At 60.7% G+C, this 21,778-nt stretch carries 24 protein-coding genes; 11 read left to right on the top strand and 13 right to left on the bottom strand.

All coding sequences use genetic code 11. The features are described 5' to 3' along the window. Nucleotides 1-292 precede the first annotated feature (292 nt). The gene (locus tag G6M89_RS07315) at nt 293-1,060 is read right to left on the bottom strand and encodes an MBL fold metallo-hydrolase (protein WP_165161132.1); all 768 of its coding nucleotides are present in this window, start codon (nt 1,058-1,060) and stop codon (nt 293-295) included. 131 nt (nt 1,061-1,191) lie between these two features. Here G6M89_RS07315 and hisG point away from each other — a divergent pair, with 131 nt between their 5' ends. Together hisG and G6M89_RS07305 are read left to right on the top strand one after the other, a co-directional pair. After that, nucleotides 1,192-2,049, top strand: a complete 858-nt coding sequence (hisG, locus tag G6M89_RS07310; protein WP_165161131.1) for an ATP phosphoribosyltransferase — start codon at nt 1,192-1,194, stop codon at nt 2,047-2,049. A 108-nt stretch (nt 2,050-2,157) separates the two neighbouring features. Further along, a complete protein-coding gene (locus G6M89_RS07305) occupies nt 2,158-2,370 on the top strand; it encodes a MarR family transcriptional regulator (RefSeq protein ID WP_165161130.1) in 213 nt (70 codons plus the stop codon). A 36-nt stretch (nt 2,371-2,406) separates the two neighbouring features. Here the strand turns inward: G6M89_RS07305 and G6M89_RS07300 are convergent, their stop codons facing one another. Both G6M89_RS07300 and G6M89_RS07295 read right to left on the bottom strand, forming a co-directional pair. Then, on the bottom strand, nt 2,407-3,432 hold the full coding sequence (locus tag G6M89_RS07300; protein WP_165161129.1) for a potassium channel family protein: 1,026 nt from the start codon (nt 3,430-3,432) through the stop codon (nt 2,407-2,409). 166 nt (nt 3,433-3,598) lie between these two features. Next, nucleotides 3,599-4,159, bottom strand: a complete 561-nt coding sequence (locus tag G6M89_RS07295; RefSeq protein WP_054863163.1) for a TATA-box-binding protein — start codon at nt 4,157-4,159, stop codon at nt 3,599-3,601. A gap of 161 nt (nt 4,160-4,320) precedes the next feature. Between G6M89_RS07295 and G6M89_RS07290 the strand changes: the two genes are divergently transcribed. The 3 genes from G6M89_RS07290 (at nt 4,321) to G6M89_RS07280 (ending at nt 6,168) form a co-directional block, all read left to right on the top strand. Continuing rightward, nucleotides 4,321-5,361, top strand: a complete 1,041-nt coding sequence (locus tag G6M89_RS07290) for a methyltransferase domain-containing protein (protein ID WP_165161128.1) — start codon at nt 4,321-4,323, stop codon at nt 5,359-5,361. 87 nt (nt 5,362-5,448) lie between these two features. Beyond that, nucleotides 5,449-5,703 (top strand): AbrB/MazE/SpoVT family DNA-binding domain-containing protein, encoded by a 255-nt coding sequence (locus G6M89_RS07285; protein WP_165161127.1) that lies wholly within the window; start codon nt 5,449-5,451, stop codon nt 5,701-5,703. Continuing rightward, nucleotides 5,704-6,168, top strand: coding sequence for a PIN domain-containing protein (locus G6M89_RS07280; protein WP_165161126.1), 465 nt, complete (start codon nt 5,704-5,706; stop codon nt 6,166-6,168). 14 nt (nt 6,169-6,182) lie between these two features. Here the strand turns inward: G6M89_RS07280 and G6M89_RS07275 are convergent, their stop codons facing one another. The 3 genes from G6M89_RS07275 to G6M89_RS07265 all read right to left on the bottom strand — a co-directional run bounded on the left by G6M89_RS07275 (nt 6,183) and on the right by G6M89_RS07265 (nt 8,964). After that, nucleotides 6,183-6,620: an acyl-CoA thioesterase gene (locus G6M89_RS07275; protein ID WP_165161314.1), complete on the bottom strand. Its 438-nt coding sequence runs from the start codon at nt 6,618-6,620 to the stop codon at nt 6,183-6,185. Between the two features lie 87 nt (nt 6,621-6,707). Beyond that, a complete protein-coding gene (locus G6M89_RS07270; protein ID WP_165161125.1) occupies nt 6,708-7,712 on the bottom strand; it encodes an AAA family ATPase in 1,005 nt (334 codons plus the stop codon). Nucleotides 7,713-7,758: 46 nt separating this feature from the next. Beyond that, entirely contained in the window at nt 7,759-8,964 is a 1,206-nt protein-coding gene (locus G6M89_RS07265) for a DUF4179 domain-containing protein (protein ID WP_165161124.1), read from the bottom strand. Nucleotides 8,965-9,237: 273 nt separating this feature from the next. Between G6M89_RS07265 and rnz the strand changes: the two genes are divergently transcribed. Together rnz and G6M89_RS07255 are read left to right on the top strand one after the other, a co-directional pair. Next, nucleotides 9,238-10,167 (top strand): ribonuclease Z, encoded by a 930-nt coding sequence (gene rnz, locus G6M89_RS07260; protein WP_165161123.1) that lies wholly within the window; start codon nt 9,238-9,240, stop codon nt 10,165-10,167. A gap of 87 nt (nt 10,168-10,254) precedes the next feature. Continuing rightward, nucleotides 10,255-11,610, top strand: a complete 1,356-nt coding sequence (locus G6M89_RS07255; protein WP_165161122.1) for a TIGR00341 family protein — start codon at nt 10,255-10,257, stop codon at nt 11,608-11,610. A 36-nt stretch (nt 11,611-11,646) separates the two neighbouring features. On the opposite strand, the gene G6M89_RS07250 is transcribed toward G6M89_RS07255, so the two are convergent. From G6M89_RS07250 to G6M89_RS07230, 5 genes are all read right to left on the bottom strand, one after another. Then, the gene (locus tag G6M89_RS07250; RefSeq protein WP_165161121.1) at nt 11,647-11,844 is read right to left on the bottom strand and encodes a hypothetical protein; all 198 of its coding nucleotides are present in this window, start codon (nt 11,842-11,844) and stop codon (nt 11,647-11,649) included. A gap of 89 nt (nt 11,845-11,933) precedes the next feature. Then, nucleotides 11,934-13,478: a cellulase family glycosylhydrolase gene (locus tag G6M89_RS07245; RefSeq protein WP_165161120.1), complete on the bottom strand. Its 1,545-nt coding sequence runs from the start codon at nt 13,476-13,478 to the stop codon at nt 11,934-11,936. Nucleotides 13,479-13,512: 34 nt separating this feature from the next. Beyond that, a complete protein-coding gene (locus tag G6M89_RS07240; RefSeq protein ID WP_165161119.1) occupies nt 13,513-15,210 on the bottom strand; it encodes a twin-arginine translocation signal domain-containing protein in 1,698 nt (565 codons plus the stop codon). 135 nt (nt 15,211-15,345) lie between these two features. After that, nucleotides 15,346-16,065, bottom strand: coding sequence for a hypothetical protein (locus tag G6M89_RS07235; RefSeq protein WP_165161118.1), 720 nt, complete (start codon nt 16,063-16,065; stop codon nt 15,346-15,348). A gap of 44 nt (nt 16,066-16,109) precedes the next feature. Then, nucleotides 16,110-17,582, bottom strand: a complete 1,473-nt coding sequence (locus G6M89_RS07230; RefSeq protein WP_206335457.1) for a glycoside hydrolase family 5 protein — start codon at nt 17,580-17,582, stop codon at nt 16,110-16,112. Between the two features lie 306 nt (nt 17,583-17,888). On the opposite strand from G6M89_RS07230, the gene G6M89_RS07225 reads away from it, so the two are divergent. The 4 genes from G6M89_RS07225 to G6M89_RS07210 all read left to right on the top strand — a co-directional run bounded on the left by G6M89_RS07225 (nt 17,889) and on the right by G6M89_RS07210 (nt 20,473). Beyond that, nucleotides 17,889-18,422 (top strand): DoxX family protein, encoded by a 534-nt coding sequence (locus G6M89_RS07225; protein WP_165161117.1) that lies wholly within the window; start codon nt 17,889-17,891, stop codon nt 18,420-18,422. Nucleotides 18,423-18,605: 183 nt separating this feature from the next. Beyond that, entirely contained in the window at nt 18,606-19,442 is an 837-nt protein-coding gene (locus G6M89_RS07220; RefSeq protein WP_165161116.1) for a CPBP family intramembrane glutamic endopeptidase, read from the top strand. Nucleotides 19,443-19,496: 54 nt separating this feature from the next. Next, complete coding sequence (gene hjc / locus G6M89_RS07215) at nt 19,497-20,018, top strand: Holliday junction resolvase Hjc (protein ID WP_165161115.1); 522 nt, start codon at nt 19,497-19,499, stop codon at nt 20,016-20,018. Nucleotides 20,019-20,098: 80 nt separating this feature from the next. Further along, nucleotides 20,099-20,473 carry a CBS domain-containing protein gene (locus tag G6M89_RS07210; protein WP_165161114.1) on the top strand — a complete coding sequence of 125 codons (375 nt, stop codon included), beginning with the start codon at nt 20,099-20,101 and terminating at the stop codon, nt 20,471-20,473. A 30-nt stretch (nt 20,474-20,503) separates the two neighbouring features. Here G6M89_RS07210 and G6M89_RS07205 read toward each other — a convergent pair whose 3' ends face one another. Both G6M89_RS07205 and G6M89_RS07200 read right to left on the bottom strand, forming a co-directional pair. Beyond that, nucleotides 20,504-21,175, bottom strand: coding sequence for an SWIM zinc finger family protein (locus G6M89_RS07205; RefSeq protein WP_165161113.1), 672 nt, complete (start codon nt 21,173-21,175; stop codon nt 20,504-20,506). A gap of 138 nt (nt 21,176-21,313) precedes the next feature. Beyond that, on the bottom strand, nt 21,314-21,736 hold the full coding sequence (locus G6M89_RS07200; RefSeq protein WP_241175234.1) for a nitroreductase/quinone reductase family protein: 423 nt from the start codon (nt 21,734-21,736) through the stop codon (nt 21,314-21,316). Between the last annotated feature and the right edge of the window lie 42 nt (nt 21,737-21,778).

Raw genomic sequence — 21,778 nt, 5'->3', positions numbered from 1 at the left:
TTCATGATTGGTGCTGTTTTCCTCCCCAGAGCGGACAGACAGACTCATATTCTAACAATTGCTGGACACTCGATAGTGTATAAGCCTATTTATTAGATAGACCAAATAACTATATTGTGGGAGGGAACGGCTAATCTCTTAATACCCCTTTAGGTATTCGACAGATGACGAGTACCTCTGCCAGTAACCGTTGGCTTTCGAATCACGAAGCCAATTTGTGCCGTCGTGGCAACTGCCCCAGTTCGTATCAACTGGCAAATAAATGCAAAAGAGCGCTCGAATAGTTGCCGTTTCAGTGACCGAACGCGCCTTCGTCGAGCACGACTGGAACCCCGCGACTCGCGACATCGCCCGCAAACGCCGTTGAATCCGCCTCGAGTTCGGTGAACGTGTTATAATGAATCGGGAGGACGAGAGCTGGCTCGAGCGTCTCGGCGAGGTCGGCCGCGCTGTGGCGGTCCATCGTATAGTTCTGGGCAATCGAGGGCATGAACAGCGACACCTCAAGGTCCTGGTGGTCCTCGAGTGCGTCTGAGTCGCCCGTCCAGAAACAGCGCGTGTCGTCAATCGTAAGGACGAACCCACAGCCCAGTCCCTCGGGATGAAGCGGTTCGCCGTCGGACGCGTTCGGCCCGTCAGCGTGGTTGTACGCCGGCACGACATCGATATCGATGCCGGAAACAGTGAGTTCGTCACCGTAGCCGACGCGCTCGATTTCGTACGGGAGGGATTCGGGTTCGACCACATCGCGACCACCGTCGGTGATTCGCTCAGCCGAGACGTTCTCGTAGACTACGATTGTCGCGTCCTCGCTGGCGACGCGTTCGATGCCGTCGCTATCGTAGTGGTGATCATGCGTTACGACGACGACGTCGCCGTCCTGTTCGTCGTAGGCCGGACCACTCGGATGGGACGCATCGCCGTACTGCTCCGCCCAGGTGCCCTCAAGTGTGCCGTAACGGCCGGGATCGGTGTAGACGACGGTGCCATCGGGGGCCTCGAGTCGTGCGGTTGCGTAGCCGAGCCACGAGACGGAGAGCCCATCGTGTGTGATCGTCATACGCGCCACAACGCTGTTCGGCCAATAAAATGGCAGGGTACCGGCGGTTTCCGAGTCGGCATGGGTCAACACAGCACTGGAACGATGCAACATGAAAAGACAATTGCCCTCCCGGCCCAATTATTCGCGCAATGCGAATCGCCGTTCCCAACAAGGGCCGCCTGCACGAGCCAACAATCGACCTCTTAGAGCGGGCGGGACTCCATCTCGAGAACGGTGCCGACCGGAAGCTCTACGCCGATACCGTCGATTCCGACGTGTCGGTACTCTTTGCTCGCGCGGCAGACATTCCGGAGTACGTCGCCGACGGCGCAGCCGAGATGGGAATCACCGGCTACGATCAGGTCCAGGAAGCCCGCGTCGAGAACGTCTCCGAACTGCTCGACCTCGAGTTCGGCCGCTGTCGACTCGTCCTCGCTGCGCCCGAGGACGGCGACATCGAGGCCGTTTCCGATCTGGCGGGGAAAACCGTCGCGACTGAGTTTCCAAATATAACAGCAGACTTCTTCGCCGACACCGGCGTCGAACCCGATATCGTCGAAGTCTCTGGCGCGACGGAACTGACGCCCCACGTCGAGATGGCCGACGCCATCGTCGACATCACGAGCACCGGCACGACGCTGAAGATGAACCGGCTAGCTGTCGTCGACGAAGTGCTCGCGAGTTCCGTCCGCCTGTTCGCTCGCGACGACGTCCTCGAGGAGTCGAAAGTGTCGGAAGTTCGGACGGCGCTCGCGTCGGTCAAACAAGCCGACGGTAAGCGCTATCTGATGATGAACGTCCCCGAATCCAAGCTCGAGGCAGTCCGCAACGTCATTCCGGGGATGGGCGGGCCGACGATCATGGATATCGCCGACGAGAACGGTAACGGCAAGGTCGCCGTCCACGCCGTCGTCGATGAAACCGACGTCTTCGAGACCATTACCGAGGTCAAAAAAGCCGGGGCGAGCGATATTCTCGTCACTGAGATCGAGCGACTGGTCGAGTAGACCAGACACTACTGAAAGAGTCATAACTCAGAAGTGAGTTGTTTTCATTTCAGCCAGCCATCTTGTTACGAAATGGTTATCTGGGGCGCTTGCCACCACTCGTAGCAGATGCACTGTCCAGAGCACGCGCTGCTTTCGGTGCTCGACGAGCACGGCCCGACGAGAGTGACTCGATTAGCGACAGAACTCGAGCGACATCCGCTTACGGTAACGACACACTGTCAACAACTGCACGCTGATGGGCATGTGCAGCGACTCGCCGCCGATGTGTATGGAATCACGGCGACCGGCCGCGAGCGGCTCTCGGCAGACACTGAATAACGCTATCTAGCGCGTTCTGTACAGGATTCCTCGCGCTTATCGCTCGTCCTCAGAAAGCGGCGGCCAGTACCACGCGTCGGCTTGCACGATACCGAGGAGTTTCCGACGACGCTCGGTCAACGCCTCGAGGTCCTCGTCGAATTGCTCGTCGCTGACTGTTGGAATTTTATCCGCACGAAGCCGATCCAGTTCGGGCGTTGGCGGCACCTCCTCAGCTGGTTCGATAAACGCTGCCCCGAGTGTCTCGAGGTAGTCATCCACGCTCGAGCGAGTATCCGCAACGAGCGTCGGATTCAGCTGGTCGTCCGCAGGAACGCCGTGTCGGTACAGCGTCAGCGCCTCGTCGAGAATCGGGACGGCCATTGCCGACGCCTCGTCACCAGGTTCGCTGTGATAGTAGTGCAAGATCGGGTACGATTTGTGCTGTTTTGCGAGCAAGGACAGTTGTGAGGAGAGCGACTCAAGCGGGAGTTCGACCCCTTGGAACTGATTGTCTGTGGAATCGTCTCTGCCATCCCAACTCGCGCGGACGAACGCCTCGCTGCGGTGGCCAAGCCCGGTGACATCGCTTGCGAACGCACGCTTTTCGGAGACGGCACCCATCACCGAGAGTACGTAGGATACGCCAAGCGTGACGAACGCCATGCCCGTTGCGGTCGTCAGCGAACTGGCGAACTCCCAGACCGGGGCCGTCGGCGTGTAGTCGCCGTTGCCGTTCGTGAACATCGTGTAGGCAACGTAGTAGACGTAGCCCGACCACGATGCTGGCTCGCCGGTGTGGGCGCTGACGAGCGCCACCGAGCCACCCGCAAACAGCAGCGTCCAGCCGACCCACAGGAGCGTGATCCACAGCGCGAGCGTCAACGCGAGAATCAGCGGCCCAGCGACACTGAGCAGCCGCGAATTGCCGCGACTCACAGTCCGCAGGCCGTACCAGAGCCCTGTCGCCAGTCGGCCAGAGACCGGGCCAGCGCCGCCATCGACCCAGAGTGTCGTCCAGAGGATGTCGACGATAACCGTGACGAGAATAACGAGTCCCGCAAGCAGGTACAACGGTTGCATAACAGACGCCTACACTGTCGACATCCGTCAACGATGGGCCGGCACAGTGGTCTCGAAGGCTGGAACAGGTCGCAAAACGCCCCAAACGGACGGACGGGTGACTCGTCTCTATTGTGCGTTACGAGACGGAAACGCTCCGGTGTCCCCGCGCGGGGCGACAGCCGGGTTACTCGAGCAGGCCGAGGTCCTCGAGACGCGAGACGATCTTGTCGACGGCGTGTTCGGCGTCTTCTGGCTTCTTGCCGCCGGTGATGACGAGTTTTCCGGAGCCAAACAGCAGGGCAACGACTTCGGGTTCGTCGAGACGGTAGACGAGTCCCGGGAACTGCTCTGGTTCGTACTCGATGTTCTCGAGGCCGAGACCGATTGCGATCGCGTTCAGGTTGAGGTTCCGACCGAGGTCCGCGGAGGTGACGATGTTCTGGACAACGATTTCGGGGTCGTCGTTGACCTGAATCTGGAGTTCGCGGAGCTTATCGAAGACGATACGAAGGCTCTCGTGGACGTCGTCAGTGCTTTTCGCGCCGGTACAGACGATCTTCCCCGAGCGGAAAATCAGTGCGGCGGACTTTGGATTCTGGGTGCGGTAGACGAGACCGGGGAACTGCTCTGGGTCGTAGTCGGCCCCCTCTAAGTCCATCGCGACACTCTGGAGATCGAGTTCCTGGCCGATACCGGTCGACGCTACCACGTTTTCGATATTGATGGTATCCTTCGGGTCCGTCATTAGTCGCTTAAAAAGACGTATTTAAGGTTTATAAAGGTTGGTGCCGCCGCATGATATATCCGGTATGTCGACACTCAGGCTGAAGTGAGTCTCCCGAGAAGTGGACGCACACCACCCAAGAAAGCGGTAGGCTCATACTGGCGCCCACGCGACACACGCCTGTGTATCTGCTCGAGCTCGGTGGTGAGGACGATGCGTTCGCAGCCCGCGAGGCAGAAAGTGCCGCGACCGGCGTGCGATCGATTGCGCCCGGCCTCGCCGTTGCCCGTGGGATCGCCCCCGAACGCGTTCGCGGACTGGCCTACACCCACCGCGCAAGCGAGTTACTCGGCCGAACCGACGCCGACCTCGAGAGCGCCCGTACGTTACTCGAGGCCGCCACGCTCGAGCGCGACGACGGTAGCGTCGCCGTTCGTGCGACCGACGTTCACGGCGAAACGGATATCGACACCGAACGCGCCGAACGCGTTCTCGGCCAGGTGCTCGTCGAACGCGGCTTTTCAGTTGATCTCGACGATCCGGACCATCTCCTGCGTGCCGCCTTTTCGGCAGGGTCAGTCGACAGCACCGACGCCGAAAGCGAACAGGACTCCGTCTGCGCACTGGGCTGGCTCGCCGCCGAGAGTGTCCGCGATTTCGGGACGCGCGCGCCGACGGACAAGCCCTTCTTCCAGCCCGGCAGCATGGACCCACTGCTCGCTCGCGCCGTCGCAAACGTCGCCGGCGCACGCTCAGACGCGACGATTCTCGATCCCATGTGTGGCACCGGCGGCGTGCTCGTCGAGGCCGGCCTCGTCGGCGCGGACGTGATCGGCACTGACGCTCAGGCAAAGATGGCTGCAGGCGCACGGACGAACCTCGAGCACTTTCTCGACGCCCCCGAGCCCTCACCAACAGGCGTCGAACGCGGCTCCTGGCACGTCGGCCGGGGCGACGCAACCCGCTTGCCGCTCGCGGACGACGCCGTCGACGGCGTGGTCTTCGACGCTCCCTACGGCCGCCAGTCGAAAATCGAAACCCACCGACTCGAGGACCTCGTTGCCGGCGCGCTCGCCGAAGCCCGCCGCGTCGCGTCACGGGCCGTCGTCGTCGCTGATCGGTCATGGCAAGACGAAGCGAAGGAGGCGGGCTGGGAACTCGAGGCCACGTTCGAACGGCGCGTGCATCGGTCGCTGACGCGATACGTGCTGGTCCTCGAGTGAGTATTCTCCATCCGATTTCGAATCAGATTGATTTGCTCCCCATATCTTATGGTGAGTCACCACGTCACCATCGACACGGGAGAGACCATGAGTTCGTCCAGTGATCGTACCGACGAGGAGTACGGAACAGCCCGACTCAATCACCGCGGTCGATTGACGATTCCGAAGGAGCTGCGCGACGACCTGAATCTCGAGGACGGAACCGAGTTTCAGATCGTCCGTGAAGGCGGTGATATTCGACTCGTCCGAGAGTTACCAGATCTCGAAACGGTGACTCGGGGCGAAGAGTGGGGGCCGGAAGCGTTTCGAGACGCAGGCGACGCAACGTTTGGCGGGCGATAAATGAGTTCGAAACGGATTCTTCCGGACCTCAACGCGCTGTCGATCCAGTTGGTCGACGACCATCCTGGGCATCCCTACGTCGCAGACGAACTCGTTCCTGCGCTTTCAGGCGGCGACACGCTTGTCGTATTTGGGTACCTTCCGCTCCGAATCCAGTGGGTACTCGAAGATCTCGGCTTCGAATCCTATGAGGCCAGAAACGCCGTCTCGTCCGTGCTCCAGTATCCACTGGAATTCGTCGACGTAGACGATGACACTGTTCTCGAGGCCTACGAGATCAGTGCCGAGAAGAATCACGACGTGTACGATTGTTTTTACGTTGCACTCGCACGACAGGCAAATATCGACGCGCTCGTAACGACCGACCGAGACTTCGAGCAACTCTGTTCGGACGAATCGTTCGAGTACGTCAATCCGGTTCCCGAGGACGTTCTCGAGGCGTTTCACGACGCCGACGCGTCGTGATCGTCGGTCGAGTGTTAGTACTCCGCCTCAAGTGCGCGCTCGCGGAGTTTCTCGCCTTCGTCACTATCGACAGTGAGGTCGGGAACCGGCACCGGTGAGCCATCTTCGTCGATTGCGACGAACGTAAACGAGGAGGCGGTCGTCTTCTCAGTCTCGCCGCTTCTGGGTTCCTCGCGCCAGGCCCGGAGTGCGACGTGAGCGCTCGTCCGGCCCGCATCGTAGACGTAGGCCTCGACCAGCGCCGTATCGCCGATTCTGATCGGGCGCTCGAATGCGAGTTCGTTTACCTGTGCCGTGACACAGGTTTCGCCTGCGAAACGCATCGCAGACATCGCCCCAATCTCGTCGAGCCACTTCATCAGATTCCCGCCGTGGAGCGAGTTGTTGTTGTTCGCGTGATTCGGCTGGACGCGAAAGCGATTCTCGATATATGTATCGAGGACGGTTGGCATACCGTCGTGTTCCTCGAGATCGCAAAGAAGCTTTCCCATCGGGCGGTTTTCGCGATAGGTGAGGCCCACGCCTCGAGTGAATCGCGCTTACGCGTCTCGACCCAACTCCGCCAGCAGATGCGAGACGTGAATCCGGTCGCTCGTTCCCTCGTGGAGTTCGAATTCGACGTCTGCAGCGAGGCGGTGAATGCGAGCGAGTTGCGGCCCCTGATAGCGTTTCCGGGAAATCTGGAGGATCAAATCGAGCACTTCCTCACCGTCTAACCCTTCATCGACCAGCAGATCGTCGAGCGTCTTTCGGGCGTCGGTAAAGTCACCCGTCTCGGCAGCGTCAAGCATCGACTCGATCTCATCATCTAGTCCGACCTCGCCGAGGGTCTCGTAGGCCGCGTTCATCGTCAGTTCGCCCTCGGCTTCGACGGTCGTCTGGGCACCCAAAATCGCCTCGCGGAGGTTGCCACCGCCGTAGTTCGAGACGAACTCGAGGCCGTTTGCGTCGTACTCGACGTCCTCGGCCTCGAGGATGCGCTCTAAGACGGCGACGGTTTCGGCGGTCGTCGGCGACCGGAAAGAGACGGGGAAACAGCGCGAGCGAATCGGCGGGATGAGCTTCGTCGGCTGACGCGTCGCGATGATAAACTGCGTCGTCTGATGGTGTTTCTCCATAATGCGACGCAGCGCCTGCTGGAAGTCCTCGCGGACGTCTTCGGCGTTGTCCAGCAAGATCGTCTTGTACTCGCCGGAGACAGAGGAGTAACTCGCAGATTCCTTGAGCACGCGGTTGATCATGTCACGTTTGGACATCGAGGAACGGCCGACGAGGAACTGCGAAAAGCGCGGGTCGTTCTTGATCTCGGTTTTCGTCCGCCCGAAGAAGTCGGCGACGTTGATCTCGACGAGGTCGTTGTCTGGATCTGCATGTGCCTCTCGAGCGAGTGCGCGCGCCGCTGCGGTTTTCCCGCTTCCCGGCGGGCCCTGTAACAAGAGGTTGATCGGCTCCTCGACTGCCCGCTCTAAGTACTCGCGGGCATCGTCCTGTGGCAACTCGGCCAACTCGGGCGCGTAGGTATCGGTCCACAGCGGCGCGTCCATCGACAGACGCTACGAATGGGACGGGTAAGAATCGGTCGGTTGTGCGCTAGTCATCGGTGTCGTCGCCGTCCGCATCGTCACCATCGTCACCGGTGTCGCTGTCATCGGCTGCGTCAGCCTCGTCTGTCTCATCGTCGTCCGCAGCCATCGCCTCCTCGAGCGTAAACGTCGTTTCGACTGGTTCGTCGTTGTATTCGATTGGCGACTCGTTCTCGTAGTCGTCGGGGTCGCCGCTGTACAGGAGTGCCGTGAGTTCGTCATCTTCCTCGAGAGCGTCCTCGTCTTCAAGCTCTATTGTGACGTTCTCTGGTGGCTCTTCGAGGTCGATGGTGACGTTCTCGTGTTCGCCGAACTCGAGTGACTCACTCGTTCCGCGAAGCGTTTCGTTGTCTTCGATGGCGACGAAGCCGTCTTCGGGGATTGCGGCGTCGACTGTGACGCTGTCCTCAGTTGCGTCGGTCACAGTCACCGAAGGCGTCGCATGGAACTCGAGTTCAACGGTGTGGAGGCTGCCGTCGGCTTCGGTGTAGACGCCGTACGTCTGGTTTCCGGGTTCTGTCCCCGCTGTGTCAACCTCGAAGGTCACGTTGCGAACCTCACCCGGTTCGAGATCAATCATCTGTTGTTCAAGGACGGTGCCGTCGACGCGGAAGTCAACAGGCTGTTGGGTCTGGAAATCGGTTGGATTACTGATTTCAGCGACGACCTCGACCGTTTCGTTCGTCGTGGCTGTCGATGGAACATCGACCGAATCGACTTCGAACGAATCGGTGACGTCACCGTCGTCGGTTGTCGTCACTGTTGCCGTGTCGCTGACCGGGAATCCATCCTCGAGATATGGGCGGTCCTCTTCGCCGTCAGTCTCATCATACGCGTAGGTATCGTCGTTGGACGTATCCTGATGAACGGTAGCCGTCAAGCGACCGATCAAGACCGGTTCGTCGTCCTCCTCAATGTCGATGGTGACGTTGTCGTGGCTGCCGTCCTCGAGATACTCAGAGACCGCGAGCGTCTCGGATTGGCTATCAGAAATGACGACGAACCCACCCTCCGAGAGTGAGACGTTGTCGACGGTCACGTTCGTTCCGTCGCCGTCTTGATCTTCGAACGCGAGTGATGCCTCTGGATCCTCCTCGACGCCGAAGATGGCCGGCGCCTGGCCGACGAGGATGCCTGCAGCGAGGACAATCGCGATGGCGATCAAGATTGCGGCGACCCGCTTGATCGTACCCAGGGTCGATCTCGAACTCATTGGCACTCAGCTGTGTCGATATTACCTATTCGGACTCAGGGGACGTAAAACGCGCAGTTTGTTCGCACGATTCGGAAGCGAATAGATGGGGCGCTCGAGGAAACAAAAACGACTCGAGAGAACAGCTGTCAGGGGCCGATCTGGAGCGATATGAACGATTGTAACGAAATGATTCAACTGAATTCAGACGACCAAGGTGGTGTTCGAACAACGAGTGGTGGACAGCGTACCGATCCGAAGGCGGTTTAGCCGCGCCCCGTCGAGTACGGACAGATGCCACTACGCGTGACGTTTCTGGGGACGGCGGGGGCGGTGCCGACGACGGAGCGGAATCCGAGCGGACTCTACGTCGCCCGCGAGGGCGATGAGTTGCTGTTCGACGCCGGCGAAGGGACCCAGCGCCAGATGATGCGCTTTGGAACCGGCTTTTCCATCTCGAATCTGTTTGTCACGCATCTCCACGGTGATCACGTCCTCGGCATTCCCGGCTTGCTCCAGACGATGGCGTTCAACGAGCGCGACGCGCCACTGACGATTCATACGCCACAGGGAACCCAGCAGTCGCTCAGCAACCTCGTTACCGCGCTCGATAACCGCCCCTCGTTTCCCGTCCACATCAACGAGGTTCGCGGCGGAACGGTCGCCTACCGCGCCGACGAGTACGAGGTTCGCGTCTTCAACACCGACCACGACACCCGGTCGGTCGGCTACGCCCTCGTCGAGGACGACCGTAAGGGCCGCTTCGACCGCGAACACGCCGAAGAACTCGGCGTCCCAGTCGGCCCGAAGTTCTCGAAACTCCACAACGGCGAGGCCGTCGAACTCGAGGACGGAACCATCGTCGAACCCGAACAGGTCGTCGGCGAGCCGCGGCCGGGCCGAACCATCGTCTACACGGGCGATACCCGCCCGACGGTCGAAACGCTCGAGGTCGCCGACAACCCCGACCTGTTGATTCACGATGCAACGTTCGCCGATGACCGGGCAGAGCGGGCTGCAAAAACGGCCCACTCGACAGCCAGACAGGCCGCCGAAATCGCAAACCGTGCGGGGGCCGACCGCCTCGCGCTCGTCCATATCTCCTCGCGGTACGCCGGCCACGTCGGCGACCACCTCGAGCAGGCACGAGACGTTGCCGACCACGAGGTGTTCGCGCCCGATGATGGCGAGGTACTCGAGATTTCGTATCCTGATTCGGAGTAGGATTGCGACTGGCCTCGAACTCGCTCGAAATCAGAGCAAGCAGTGTCCGACCCAGCGGCTTTGAGGACAGCCGATGACTCACGTTGGATGCGCCACATTCAGGTCACGATTCCGATTGGAAAACGGAAGGCGCTGCTTGATCTCTTGGATGACGAGGGAATCGACTACGTCGTGACCGACGAGACGAGTTCGCGCGAGTACGACGCGGTCGTCTCGTTTCCGGTCCCGACGAACGCTGTTGAACCGATTCTCGACTCGCTGCAAGACGCCGGCATCGACGAGGACGCACACACCGTCGTCCTCGATGCCGAAACCGTCGTCTCACGCCAGTTCGAACAATTACAGGACGAGTACGCCACCGAAACTGTCGAAGAGGAACAGATCTCGAGACAAGAACTGCTGACTCGAGCGGACGAACTCACGCCGACGTTCAGCGTATTTCTCGCGATGACGGTGATCAGTGCCATCGTCGCAACGGTTGGACTCATGCTCGACTCACCGGCGGTCGTCGTCGGCTCGATGGTGATCGCGCCGCTGATCGGCCCTGCACTGAGCGCGTCGATTGGGACAGTCGTCAACGATCGCGAGGTGTTCATGGCAGGGATGCGCTACCAATTCACTGGGGTCTTTGGCGGGATTATCGCCGCAGCCGTCGTCGCGTGGATCTTCCAATCGCTGTTTCTCGTCCCACCGGGGGCCGAGATCACCGAAATCGACGAAATAGCAGAGCGGATCGCCCCCGAACTGCTCCTGTTGCCAGTCGCACTCGGCGCGGGTGCAGCGGGGATTCTCAGCCTCGCAACGGGCTTTTCGATCGCTATCGTCGGCGTGATGATCGCCGCCGCGCTCGTCCCACCAATGGCGGCAGCCGGAATCGCCATCGCCTACGGACTGCCCGTGGCCGCAGTTGGTTCAACCGTGCTCGTACTTGTCAACCTCCTCGGCGTCAACCTCTCGGGACTGCTAACGCTTCGTTACATGGGCTATCGACCCAACAGCTGGTTCGAAGTTTCGACGGCACACACGAAGTTCGTCAAACAGGTCGCCGTCTTCGTCGCCGTTATCACCATCCTCTCGCTGTTTCTCGCCAGCACGACGTTCGCCTCGTATCAGGTCTCCGAGTTCGAAGGCACGGCAGCTACCGAAGCCGAATCCGTCCTCGAGAGCGAAGACGAACTCTCCTTGCTCGAGGTCGAGGTCGAAGTCCACGGCGACGGATTCCCACTTGACCGCTCGCTCGATGCGACACAACAGGTCGATGTCGTTGTGATCGAAGTCGGGGGCCCACCGGGTGCGTACGACGAGACGATCGTTAGCTCGCTCGAGGAGCGGATCAACGCCCATACGACTGGCGAAACCGAGGTACAGGTCCGATTCGTCACGACGGGCGGTGCGGAGTTGGATCAGCCGACTGAAACCGCCGATGACGTTCCCGCGACGTAACTACCTCGACAACCAACTGCTCGCCGCCGACTCGCGTTACGCTCGCTCGATCAGTTTGACGTCGCTGGATCCACAGCGCTGACAGCGCTGGGTCGTCGAATCGTCGTAGCTCGTATCACAACTTGGACACCGATTCCGATCCGTCTCGAGCCCGCACGTCCCGCAGACGCCACACTGTCGCCGAGTTGCCTTGAAATGGGCATTGCAGTCGTCGCATCTGTACGTTCCGCGCATGCTCGAGAAACGTCTGGCGCGCCAAAATGGGTTGGGCCGTCACGCGCCGTCAGCCGGACCACGCCGGAGCATGACGGAACAGTCGGTGACTACACCTGCCGGAGCAGTTCAACCACGTCCGTAAAGCCGAGTTCGTCGTTCTCGGCAAAGTCGAACGCCTCAGGATTGTCCTGGACGCCGTCGTCCTCGAGATTCTCAAAGAAGGCGGTCACGTCGTCGTGGGTCGTCTCACCATCACCGGTGAAATCGTTGTGCAGGCCATCGCTGGTCGTATCCGTCGTGTTGTACTCGCCGACGGCGATTGTTTCCTCGTCGCCGTTCCCGTTGTCACCGTCCCAGTCACCGCTTTTCTCAGCGACGACCTCGGCGTAGTCTTCGATGATGGAGCCCGAATCGCTCGCATAGAGCTGGAAGCCGTCGTGATCTTGCGTGTCCTCAAGGACGACCTGCCACGGGATAACGGCGTTACAGTCGACCGCATCGGCGGCGTCGTACCACTCCTCTAAGAACTCATTGCGCGTCTCGAGGTCGTGGTCGTAGAGATTGACGTTGAACTCGCCGAGATACGCCGGGATGCCCAGTTCGTTGTGTGCGTCCTCGACGCGCTCGGTAATGTAGTCCGCGCCGTCGTGCAGGGAGAGCCGGTCGTCCGGATCTGCCGGGTTGTCGCCCCAGTGGTCGGGGTACAGGTGGAACGAGGCGGCGTCAATCGTGTCGTAGGAGTGGTGCTCGAGGTAGTCCTGGCCGTCCCAGTCGTCGTCCGGGTAGTCGTCCTCCCAGTGGCCGTAGTAGTGGCCTTCCGACCCCGTCGAGACGAGGTGGTTGTCGTCGAGGTCTTTGATATAGGCCGACATCTCCTGAATCCACTCGCCGAGAATCTCCTGATGTTCCGGCGGCTCGAGATCGTCCATATCGTTGGGGACGTCGTCCTGCTCGAGTCGGGGCTCGTTCGCGAGTTCCCACATCGCAATTGTGGGATCGTCGCGCCACTCGAGGCCGCTGTAGGAATTCTCCCGCGTGAGGATGGTCTCGACGTGGTTGCGGTACATCTCTCGAGTCTCGTCCATCGTGTAGAACTCGTAGCGCGACTCCGCGTCGGCCCACTCGGCGTACTGGAGCATGCCGCCTTCGTGGTCCCAGTTGTCGACTAAGGCGACGATGAGTTTCATCCCGCGCTCGCGGGCGGCCTCGATCACGTAATCGTGGTGCTCGAGAGCCGCCTCGTTGTAGACGCCGGGTTCCGGCTGGAGGACGAGTTCGCCCTCCTTGGCCTCGCCGTGGGCCCAGATGCGCACGAGGTTGATTCCCAACTCATCGAAGAGGTCGAAGACGGCGTCGACGCGCTCCTCGGTCGCCGCGTTCGCGTCGTCGTCGGTGATCCAGAAGTTGTTCGCGCCGTTGAAGTAGACGGGTTCGCCATCGATGACGAACTCGGTGCCGTCGGTTTCGACGAACTCGTCGGTCGGTAAGGAGACGTCGGGCGTCGCTGCGGCCGGCGAGATGCCGGCGATGCCGAGAGTTGCGGCTGCAGCACCGGCACCGATCGCTTTCATAACGCCGCGACGGCTCGCTCGAGGCTGGTCGGGTGCTGGTCGGTTCGAGTCGTGGTTCGTGTGTGGTGTGTGGTCTGTCATTGGAATCGTGAGTCGGTGAGTCGTCGCTCGCTCGTCAGTTCGTCATCCGGTTGCGCAGATCCAGCGCGTCGAGCAGGTCGTCGTTGCGGTCCATGTCGGTCTCGACCTCGACGTGACAGGACTCGACCATCGTCTGGACGAGTTCTTCGCGGGACTGTTCGTCGTCGAAGTGGTCGTTGGCGCTCATGCCGATCTCGAGGGACCAGCGCTGGTTCGGGTAGGCCGTTCGCATGTTGTACGGTTCGTCGTGGAACGCGATGCGGACCGCGTAGGCCGACAGCTGTTGCTCCTCGTCGTACATGACCTCGATTACGTCGCGCTGGGGATGGCCCCAGCCCGGCTGTGGGCGCTGTTCGTTGTTGTAGTGGCCCGTCCGGAGGTCGCCGTTTGCGCCCGAGGGGCCGATCCACATGATGACCGCGGCGTTGAGGTGGTACGGAACCGGGCTCAGATTCTCGAACTCGAGGATCTGGTACCACCAGGCGTCGCTCTCCTCGTGGACGGTCGCGCGACAGTTCATCGGTGCGTTCGCGGTGAAGCCGTCGCCGCCGAGTGGCTCCTCCGTTGCCGGGTGAATATCGTCGCCGAGCAGGTGGATCGGGTTGTCGTCGTCGTAGTACCGATCATCCGACAGCAGATCGTTCTCAGTCCAACCCTCTTGATCCTCGTGCTGGGGCTGGTCGTGAGCGCGGTCACGGATCGCTACCTCGTCGGGATCGTACGAGCGTGCATCCGGCGGCCACGGATCCTGAATGAGCGTATCGGGATCGTTCGTGGCTTCCTGCGGACCGTACATTTCGTCCCAGTAGTTCGGTGGTCCATTGTGCAGCGTGAGCTCTTCTGTCTCCTCTGGGAGGAAAATGAGCCGCGGCAACAACTGGACGATTGCCTGACGTGGGACTCCTTCTTCCTCGAGTTGGGTGACGTGATTGATGACGACGTCTCCCATCTCGCCGAACGTAACTGACCCATCGCGGGCTCCGTCTTCGATCGCCTCGAGGTCGACATTGAAGTAGTCAGCCTTCTCCTCATCCGGCCAGTTGACCTGATCGTGGTCGCCGTGGCCGTCGCCGAGTTCACCCGGGAAGTACTCGTCTATCTCGACAGCGTCGCCGGTCCCGCCGTACTCGTAGTCCTCGTAATACTCGGCGAGCGTCATCTCCTCGGTGACGACCTGCGGTGGGTCCTCACCGTTGCCATCTCCGTCGCCGACGAACGCGATTTCCTCGAGTTCGATTGCGCCACTTGCGTCGTGCCAGAAGCCGAGTCGGAGCTGTCTGACGGCCGAGCGAGACACGCCGGCCTCCTCAAGGTCGATACTGACGGTGTCGAACTCGGTGCCGATGGAATCGTCGGTCAGTTCCGACAACTGTGCGCGCACGTCGCCGACGCGCAAGTCGATGTCATCTTCCTCGCCACCGTCGTCGCCGCGGACGACCAACTCGAGGCGTTCGTAGGCCGAGACATCTGTCAGGAGGACGCTTCCGAAGAAGCCGCCGTCGTCGTACTCGAGACGGAGCGCGCCATCCTCGAGTGCTGCGTCGTCGAACGCCGCATGATTCGTCCACTCATCGACGGCGTTCGTCCCAGGATAGCTGTCGGACTCGAACTCGTTTACGAGCATGCCATCGGAGCCTGCCTGTGCGCCACTGGTTCCAGTCACACTCATGCCGACTGCGCCGGCAGTGATGGCGGCGAGCCCGCCTTTGAGTACATTTCGTCGGTTAACCATGTGCAAATAATATACGCTGAATATAATAAATATTTTTTCTAGCTATAGATAGAAAGAAAGTCGGAAAGAGTCGTCGTACTACGCGCGTCGTGGTTTCATCACACAGAGTCGAGCGGTGAGGCCCGCGCTGGGCGCTCAGACGTCTCGAAGCAGTTCGACGACGTCCGAAAAGCCGACCTCGTCGTTGCCAGCGAAGTCAAACGCGTCGGGGTTATCCTGAACCTCGCTTGCCTCGAGATTCTCGAAGAAGGCCGTCACGTCGTCGTGGCTGGTCTGGCCGTCACCGGTGAAGTCGTTGTGCAGGCCATCGCCCGTTGTGTCTCGCGTGTCGTAGTCGCCGACTGAGATCGGGTCGCCGCGGTCGACAAACCGAATTTCGTCAATCTCGAGTGCGCCACTGCCGGCGTCCCAAAACGTGAGCCAAACGTCCTGGACGGACGCTGTGTCAACACCGACTGCCTCGAGATCGACACTGACGGTGTCGAAGTCGGTCCCGATTGAGTCGCTGGTCAGTTCTGACAGCGGTGCTTCGACATCGTCGATCTCGAGGTACACATCGTCTTCCTCGCCGCCGTCGTCGCCGCGAACGACGAGTTCCAGATGTGTCTCGTCCGAGCGGTCCGCGCGGACGTTGCTACAGAACCAGCCCGCATCGTCGTACTCGAGGCGCAGTGCATCGTCGACGACTTCGCCGCTCCCGTCGCCGTTTTCGAGCGCGCCCGCACTCGAGAATTCCTCAAGGCTGTTCTCGCCGGGCCACGAATCGAACGTCTCGAGGACGGTTTGGGATGATTCTGCTTGCACAAGTGTCGCCATCTCGGCAGTGACTGCGTTGTAATTTTCAGTGTTTGCCATAGAAAATAATTATCGTGAAGCAATATAAAAATAACTCTCGGTCGCTACACCTGCCGAAGCAGTTCGACGACGTCAGCGAAGCCAAGTTCGTCGTTCTCGGCGAAGTCGAACGCCTCGGGATTGTCCTGAATCTCACCGTCCTCGAGATTCTCGAAGAAGGCGGTCACGTCATCGTGGCTGGTCTGGCCGTCACCCGTGAAGTCGTTGTGTCGGCCGTCGCTCGTGGTGTCTGTCGTCTCGTACTCGCCGACGGTGATCGACTCGCCGCCGTTGTCGGTTTCGTCGTCATCGCCGTTATCGCCGTCGGCTTCCTCCTCGAGCCATTCGCGGATGTACCAACCCATCTGTTCGTCGTCGTCTTTCAGTTCCCAGGGTTCGCCCGTCCCCTCGCCGGGTGAGTCGAAGAAGGTCGGTGCCCACGAGTCGTCGAAACACCACGCGACCCAGCCCATGTTCTCGTAGGACTCTATCCACTCGCGGAACGGGTTGCCCCACTCGCTTGTCGTTCCGTACTCGACGGTCTCTTCGAACTCCTCGTCGGGGTCCCAGCCGAACTCGGTACAGACGACGGGCACCTCCTCCGCGGGCGCGCCGTACTCGTGGTCGAACTCCTCGGGAACGCCATTGTCGGGGTAGATGTGGCTCGCGTAGATGAGGTTCTCTCCCTCGAATGGATACTCCGGCGCGTACGCAGTGCGAGAGGTCCAGTCGGGCGAACCGACGATGATCGGCGTGTCGGGGGCATGCTCGCGGATCGTATCGACCCACGGCTGGGCTTCGTCGCGCCAGAGCAGCCACTCGTCTTCCTCGCTCGTCACGTCGGAGCCGTACTCGCCGTAGTCGGACCACGTCACCGGCAGCGTCGGCTCGTTGTACAACTCATAGAGCACGTTCGTGTCGTCGGCGAACGCGGGCGAAACGGCGCTCCAGAACTCCTCGAGCAGGTCATCAGTTTCGACCCACGGATTGAAGCCCAAATCGTCGAGACTGTCCGCCCAGCCGTCCGCGACCATCTCTTCGGCCTGTGCTTCTGCGTCGATATACGGTCGGATCAGATGCAGGTCAATCATCGCGTAGATGCCCCGTTCGGCCAGCAGGTCAACGGCGGGCCGGAGCAGGTCGTCGACAACGTAGTCCATTCCCTGCTCGTGGACCGCGTCTTCGGTGATCGGAAGTCGGACTACGTTCGGGTGCCACTTCTCGCCGTCAGTCCCGCGCTCTACAACCTCGGTCTGGGTCTTGGGGAAGAAGTCTTCGTCCATGAAATCGAGCGAGGCCGTGGCGAACCCACGGAGTCGAACCTGCTCACCGTCTTCGGTGACGATCCACTTCCCGTCAGTCTCGAGGCGAGGCAACGGCTCGTCGGCGGCCGTCGTTGTCCCCGCAAGACCACCGAGTGCAAGCCCGCCGACGCCAACGCCAGCGGCTTTGACGAACGACCGTCTCGTTGGCTGGTGTGATCGCATCTCGGTTGGTTCGAAGCGGCCCGATTCATCGTGTTCGCACTTTCTTTCCATACATAACAGTACCGAACCGAAATATAAATACATGCTGGAGGGAACGGAAATTAGTGATTGGCAGTGATGAACACACATGGTCAGCGTGCGGCGCCGCTGGCACTGGATTCATCATTAGATAACGATCACGCGAGTCTCGCAGTCAAATTGTCTCGAGGCGAGATGTTCCTGTCCGGGGGCGTTCGTCGGGTGTCCGTGATAGCGAATACCGCGTCGAGAGCGCTCGAGCCTTCCCATCCCGTAGGAAAAAGGGACCCTGTATATGAGTGGTGCAGGCGAATCTATAGTTGTAACTGGTGACCGACAATGTCCACAACTGAAACAAACCGATTGGAAAGCAGACTCGGCGGTATTACACTCGAGGGACGACCCCACCAACTCAGCGCCTGGGCGATCGTTGGTCTCCGACTCATCATGGGCTGGGTCATGCTGACGGCAGGCTGGGGCAAAATCGTCGGCGAGTTCAGCGCTTACGGCTACCTGGCGAACGTCGACCCCGCAAGCCCGGCAAGCGGACTCTTCGCCGTCATGGCCGAAAGCGGCGCGATGATGGCCGCGGTGGACGTGATTGTCCCCGTGACTCAGCTCCTGATCGGCCTCGCGCTGATCGCAGGCGTCTTCGTCCGGCTTGCTGCACTCGGGGCAGCGACCCAGATGGTGATGTTCTACTTCGGCAGCTGGGACGTCGCCGGCGGGCTGGTCAACGACCAACTCGTCTACGCCGCAGTGTTCCTCGCACTGGGGGCATTCGCCGCCGGCCGCATCCTCGGCCTCGACCGCTACATCGAACAACACCCCATCGTCGAGCGATACCCGGCGCTTCGATACCTCCTCGGCTAAGCCGGGGCCGTCGGTCACCGCTCGAGCGAGACACACCGATTTTCCCGAGACACCATACGAGATCGTGTGGCGTAGCCGCTGTGAGGCGCCGCAGAACGGTTTTCAGGCCCGCACTCGAGGGCGTTCTGTCGACAGCAGAAACGGAGAGGAACGCCCAAGGGCCGTGGCCACCAACTCGTGAACATGGAAACACCCTCCCGTCCTAGCGACGTCGAGCGCGATGGCGCGCCGCTTCGCTCGATGCTGGTCGCCATCGGACTGACGGTTTTCGGCCTCATCCTCGTCCCAGAGTTCATGACGCTCCCGGCATTTCTGGCAGATCCAGCACTTCTCGAGGCAGCCCAAACCGGACAGTACGGAGACACCTCACTCGGGGGGCGAACGCTGATGATGGCGCTGAACTTCATTGGCATGGCAGTAGCTGGGGTCATCTATCTCCTGTGGACTGATCGTGGCCTCTCGTGGATTGACCTGCGTATTCCGACGATGCGAGACTGGAAATACATCATTGGCGGCAGCGTGGGCAGCATCGTGTTCTTGCTCGGTATGAGCAACCTCTATGCCGTCCTCGGCGTCCCCGCCGCAGAAAGCCAGATCATGGATATTATCGCTGGCGACCAGACGATGGTGTTGATTATGATCGCCATTGTCTTTCTGTTTAATGCGCCAGCAGAGGAGTTCCTCTTCCGAAACATCATCCAGAAACGCCTGTACGAAGCGTTTACGCCGATGCGATCAGTGCTGATCGCGAGCGTCATTTTCGCGATTGTCCACCTGCCGATGTACATGCTCGCCGGTTCGATGGTCGCAACGGCCGCCTCGCTCGTCATCATGTTCGGCGGTTCGGTCATCTTCGGCTACGTCTACGTCAAAGCCGACAACTTGCTGGTGCCGACCGCCGCCCACGCCGCGCTCAACGCCTTCCAGTTTGTCATCCTCTACATCACGATGGTCTACGGCTTAGACGAAGACCTCGCACCGTCGTTCCTCACAGACATCCTCCTCGTCTTCCCGCTGTAGTCGGACCGGCGCGCTGTCCGGTGCTTTATTAGCACCCGCACGTGAGCACAGGGTATGTCTCAGGCGAAGGGCGATCGCCGCGAACGTGAACTCGTCAACGCACTCGACGAGGCCGGCTTTGCGGTGATGCGCGCCCCCGCGAGCGGATCGGCGACGGAACGGGAACTCCCCGACGTACTCGCCGGCGACGGCGAACACTTCTACGCAATCGAAGCCAAATCGAGTTCGGGCGACCCCATCTATCTCACTGGCGAAGAGGTCGAAGCCCTCATCTACTTCGCACAGAACTTCGGCGCAAAACCCCGCATCGGCGTCCGATTCGACCGCGAGGACTGGTACTTCTTCCACCCCGGCGATCTCTACGTCACCGACGGCGGCAACTACCGCGTCAAAAAAGAGACCGCCCTCGCCGACGGCATCGACTTCGACGAGTTCGTCGGGACGAGCGAGAAAGTGACACTCGAGGAAATCGGAAACAACGACGATGACGGCCCCGACGAGGACATTCTGCGCGTCTTAAACGCCGTCGAGCAGGGCGTCATGGATGTTGAAGAAGCCGCGACGATGCTCGAGTGAGTCAGCAAGCGGGACCGACACACCGCCATACTGCCGGTGTGTGGGAATAGACTCAAGTTAGCGGCGCACGCACTCAGCATATGACTTCTGACGACCGAACAACCGTCGAGGACGTAATGTCAACACCGCTCGAGACCGTTTCCAAGGACGCCACGGTGATGGAGGCAACCCAGCAGATGCGCGAACACGACATCAATGCGCTGGTCGTCCAGACAACGCCACGGGCGATCATCAGCAGCACGGACGTCCTCGAGGCCGTTGCAAACGGAGAGGATACGACCGAGTTGCACGTGAGCGACGTGATGACGACCGATGTCGAAACTGCCGCGCCGGATCTCTACATGGAGGAAGTCGCCGCGATGATGACGACGTACGGCATCAAACACCTGCCCGTCGTCGACGACGACTACGTCGGGATGATCTCCTCGACGGATATCGCGGCCCACCACTCGTAAGCGCGAGAGAACTACTGACCGCCGTTTCGATCAGTCAGCAACCGACCGGATTTCTGAGCGGCCTTCGTTACTGTTCCGAGTTGTGACGCGCTCGAGTCGCGTTCGCGGGAAGACGTAGACGCGAAGCGAAGCGGGAACAACACCGTTCGAGCGGACGCTCGCGTGCGGGTAGATTGCACCCACAACTGGGACATCTGGCTCGTACTCGCTGTTCGTCGCGTACTCAGCAACGGTGCAGTCGGCGGCGGCGATTCGAACGGCATCGGCGCGGTACTCAGAGACGTCGACGACGGTGAGCCGATCGCCAGTTTCGCGGTCGTGGACGGTATCGCCCGGCCAGAGCGTATGCTCGGCGCAGTAGTGCGGTGCTGGGTCGTCCTCGGCAACGAAGACAAACGCCCCGCAGTCGTGGCACTCGACGGCGATGTTCCCCGGTGGCGGAGTCCGGCCTTCTGTAATTTCGATGGCGACGCGGCGGATGTGCTTACAGCGAACGCCACGGAAAATGTGATCCGGGCAGGTACACCGGCCCGCCTCGAGATCGACGAGATAGGTGCTGTCGCTGGCTGATTCGACCTCGTAGAGCCCATCGCCCAGTGCGAGCACCGACATGGCTTCGGTGCGGGCACGGCGTGAGCGCTCCTCGAGGTGCGAGGGTGTCGGAACGGGAAGCGGTGCTTTCGGTGATGCGGTTGTGTTCATGGATGCATCGGGTGTGTACGGGGAGATTCGGTCGGCGAGCTATTCACTAGTCGTAGGTTCTCGAGGCGTATAACGGGCTCGGCGGACGTTAGATGGGCTGTTAGTCCACTATTCTAACGTCACTGCGAGTGGGATCGATCACTGCTTCTCGAGCGAAAATCGCACAACCGCGAGTTCGCTTTCGGCGGTGTCGATCCCGAGCAGTCGGGCGAGAATCCGCCGCTGTCGGGCGTAGACTGCGAGCAGTGCAGCGCGGTCGGCATCATCATCGATGAGTTCCCCCGCTGCAAGTCGCTGTTCGCCGCGAACGTGGAGCGTACACGCGGTGGGCTGGCGGAAATTCGTCCACCAGATCGTCTCCGCTTTCGGCGTCACGGCGACGAGTGAGCCGTCCGCGCGAGCGTACGCGATGGGAATCGTGTACCCCCGGCCGCTCTGTTGGCCTCGATACGTGAGGAGAACGAGCGCAACGCTGGCGAGCCAGTGGACTGGTGACTGCAAGAGCCAACAGACGAGTGGGTTCACGACTCGCGTTTCGACCGTGCGAGCGGCCGTCGTCATCGTACTGGACACTCGAGACACGAACGACGATACGGGCACGCG

The sequence above is a fragment of the Natronolimnobius sp. AArcel1 genome, assembly GCF_011043775.1.
Lineage (GTDB): Archaea > Halobacteriota > Halobacteria > Halobacteriales > Natrialbaceae > Natronolimnobius.
The sequence above is the reverse complement of the archived record's forward strand: the minus strand, read 5'-3'. Positions and strand labels throughout refer to the sequence as shown.

What these genes read in the sequence shown, in the direction of transcription:
- G6M89_RS07235 (WP_165161118.1), bottom strand. Translation starts at nt 16,065, where the DNA reads ATGGCAAACACTGAAAATTACAACGCAGTCACTGCCGAGATGGCGACA.
- G6M89_RS07315 (WP_165161132.1), bottom strand. Translation starts at nt 1,060, where the DNA reads ATGACGATCACACACGATGGGCTCTCCGTCTCGTGGCTCGGCTACGCA.
- G6M89_RS07245 (WP_165161120.1), bottom strand. Translation starts at nt 13,478, where the DNA reads ATGACAGACCACACACCACACACGAACCACGACTCGAACCGACCAGCA.
- G6M89_RS07205 (WP_165161113.1), bottom strand. Translation starts at nt 21,175, where the DNA reads ATGAACACAACCGCATCACCGAAAGCACCGCTTCCCGTTCCGACACCC.
- hisG (WP_165161131.1), top strand. Translation starts at nt 1,192, where the DNA reads ATGCGAATCGCCGTTCCCAACAAGGGCCGCCTGCACGAGCCAACAATC.
- G6M89_RS07255 (WP_165161122.1), top strand. Translation starts at nt 10,255, where the DNA reads ATGCGCCACATTCAGGTCACGATTCCGATTGGAAAACGGAAGGCGCTG.
- G6M89_RS07275 (WP_165161314.1), bottom strand. Translation starts at nt 6,620, where the DNA reads ATGCCAACCGTCCTCGATACATATATCGAGAATCGCTTTCGCGTCCAG.
- G6M89_RS07300 (WP_165161129.1), bottom strand. Translation starts at nt 3,432, where the DNA reads ATGCAACCGTTGTACCTGCTTGCGGGACTCGTTATTCTCGTCACGGTT.
- G6M89_RS07280 (WP_165161126.1), top strand. Translation starts at nt 5,704, where the DNA reads ATGAGTTCGAAACGGATTCTTCCGGACCTCAACGCGCTGTCGATCCAG.
- G6M89_RS07230 (WP_206335457.1), bottom strand. Translation starts at nt 17,582, where the DNA reads ATGGAAAGAAAGTGCGAACACGATGAATCGGGCCGCTTCGAACCAACC.
- G6M89_RS07210 (WP_165161114.1), top strand. Translation starts at nt 20,099, where the DNA reads ATGACTTCTGACGACCGAACAACCGTCGAGGACGTAATGTCAACACCG.
- G6M89_RS07295 (WP_054863163.1), bottom strand. Translation starts at nt 4,159, where the DNA reads ATGACGGACCCGAAGGATACCATCAATATCGAAAACGTGGTAGCGTCG.
- hjc (WP_165161115.1), top strand. Translation starts at nt 19,497, where the DNA reads ATGTCTCAGGCGAAGGGCGATCGCCGCGAACGTGAACTCGTCAACGCA.
- G6M89_RS07220 (WP_165161116.1), top strand. Translation starts at nt 18,606, where the DNA reads ATGGAAACACCCTCCCGTCCTAGCGACGTCGAGCGCGATGGCGCGCCG.
- G6M89_RS07250 (WP_165161121.1), bottom strand. Translation starts at nt 11,844, where the DNA reads ATGCGCGGAACGTACAGATGCGACGACTGCAATGCCCATTTCAAGGCA.
- G6M89_RS07265 (WP_165161124.1), bottom strand. Translation starts at nt 8,964, where the DNA reads ATGAGTTCGAGATCGACCCTGGGTACGATCAAGCGGGTCGCCGCAATC.
- G6M89_RS07240 (WP_165161119.1), bottom strand. Translation starts at nt 15,210, where the DNA reads ATGGTTAACCGACGAAATGTACTCAAAGGCGGGCTCGCCGCCATCACT.
- G6M89_RS07270 (WP_165161125.1), bottom strand. Translation starts at nt 7,712, where the DNA reads ATGGACGCGCCGCTGTGGACCGATACCTACGCGCCCGAGTTGGCCGAG.
- G6M89_RS07305 (WP_165161130.1), top strand. Translation starts at nt 2,158, where the DNA reads ATGCACTGTCCAGAGCACGCGCTGCTTTCGGTGCTCGACGAGCACGGC.
- G6M89_RS07200 (WP_241175234.1), bottom strand. Translation starts at nt 21,736, where the DNA reads ATGACGACGGCCGCTCGCACGGTCGAAACGCGAGTCGTGAACCCACTC.
- G6M89_RS07225 (WP_165161117.1), top strand. Translation starts at nt 17,889, where the DNA reads ATGTCCACAACTGAAACAAACCGATTGGAAAGCAGACTCGGCGGTATT.
- G6M89_RS07285 (WP_165161127.1), top strand. Translation starts at nt 5,449, where the DNA reads ATGAGTTCGTCCAGTGATCGTACCGACGAGGAGTACGGAACAGCCCGA.
- rnz (WP_165161123.1), top strand. Translation starts at nt 9,238, where the DNA reads ATGCCACTACGCGTGACGTTTCTGGGGACGGCGGGGGCGGTGCCGACG.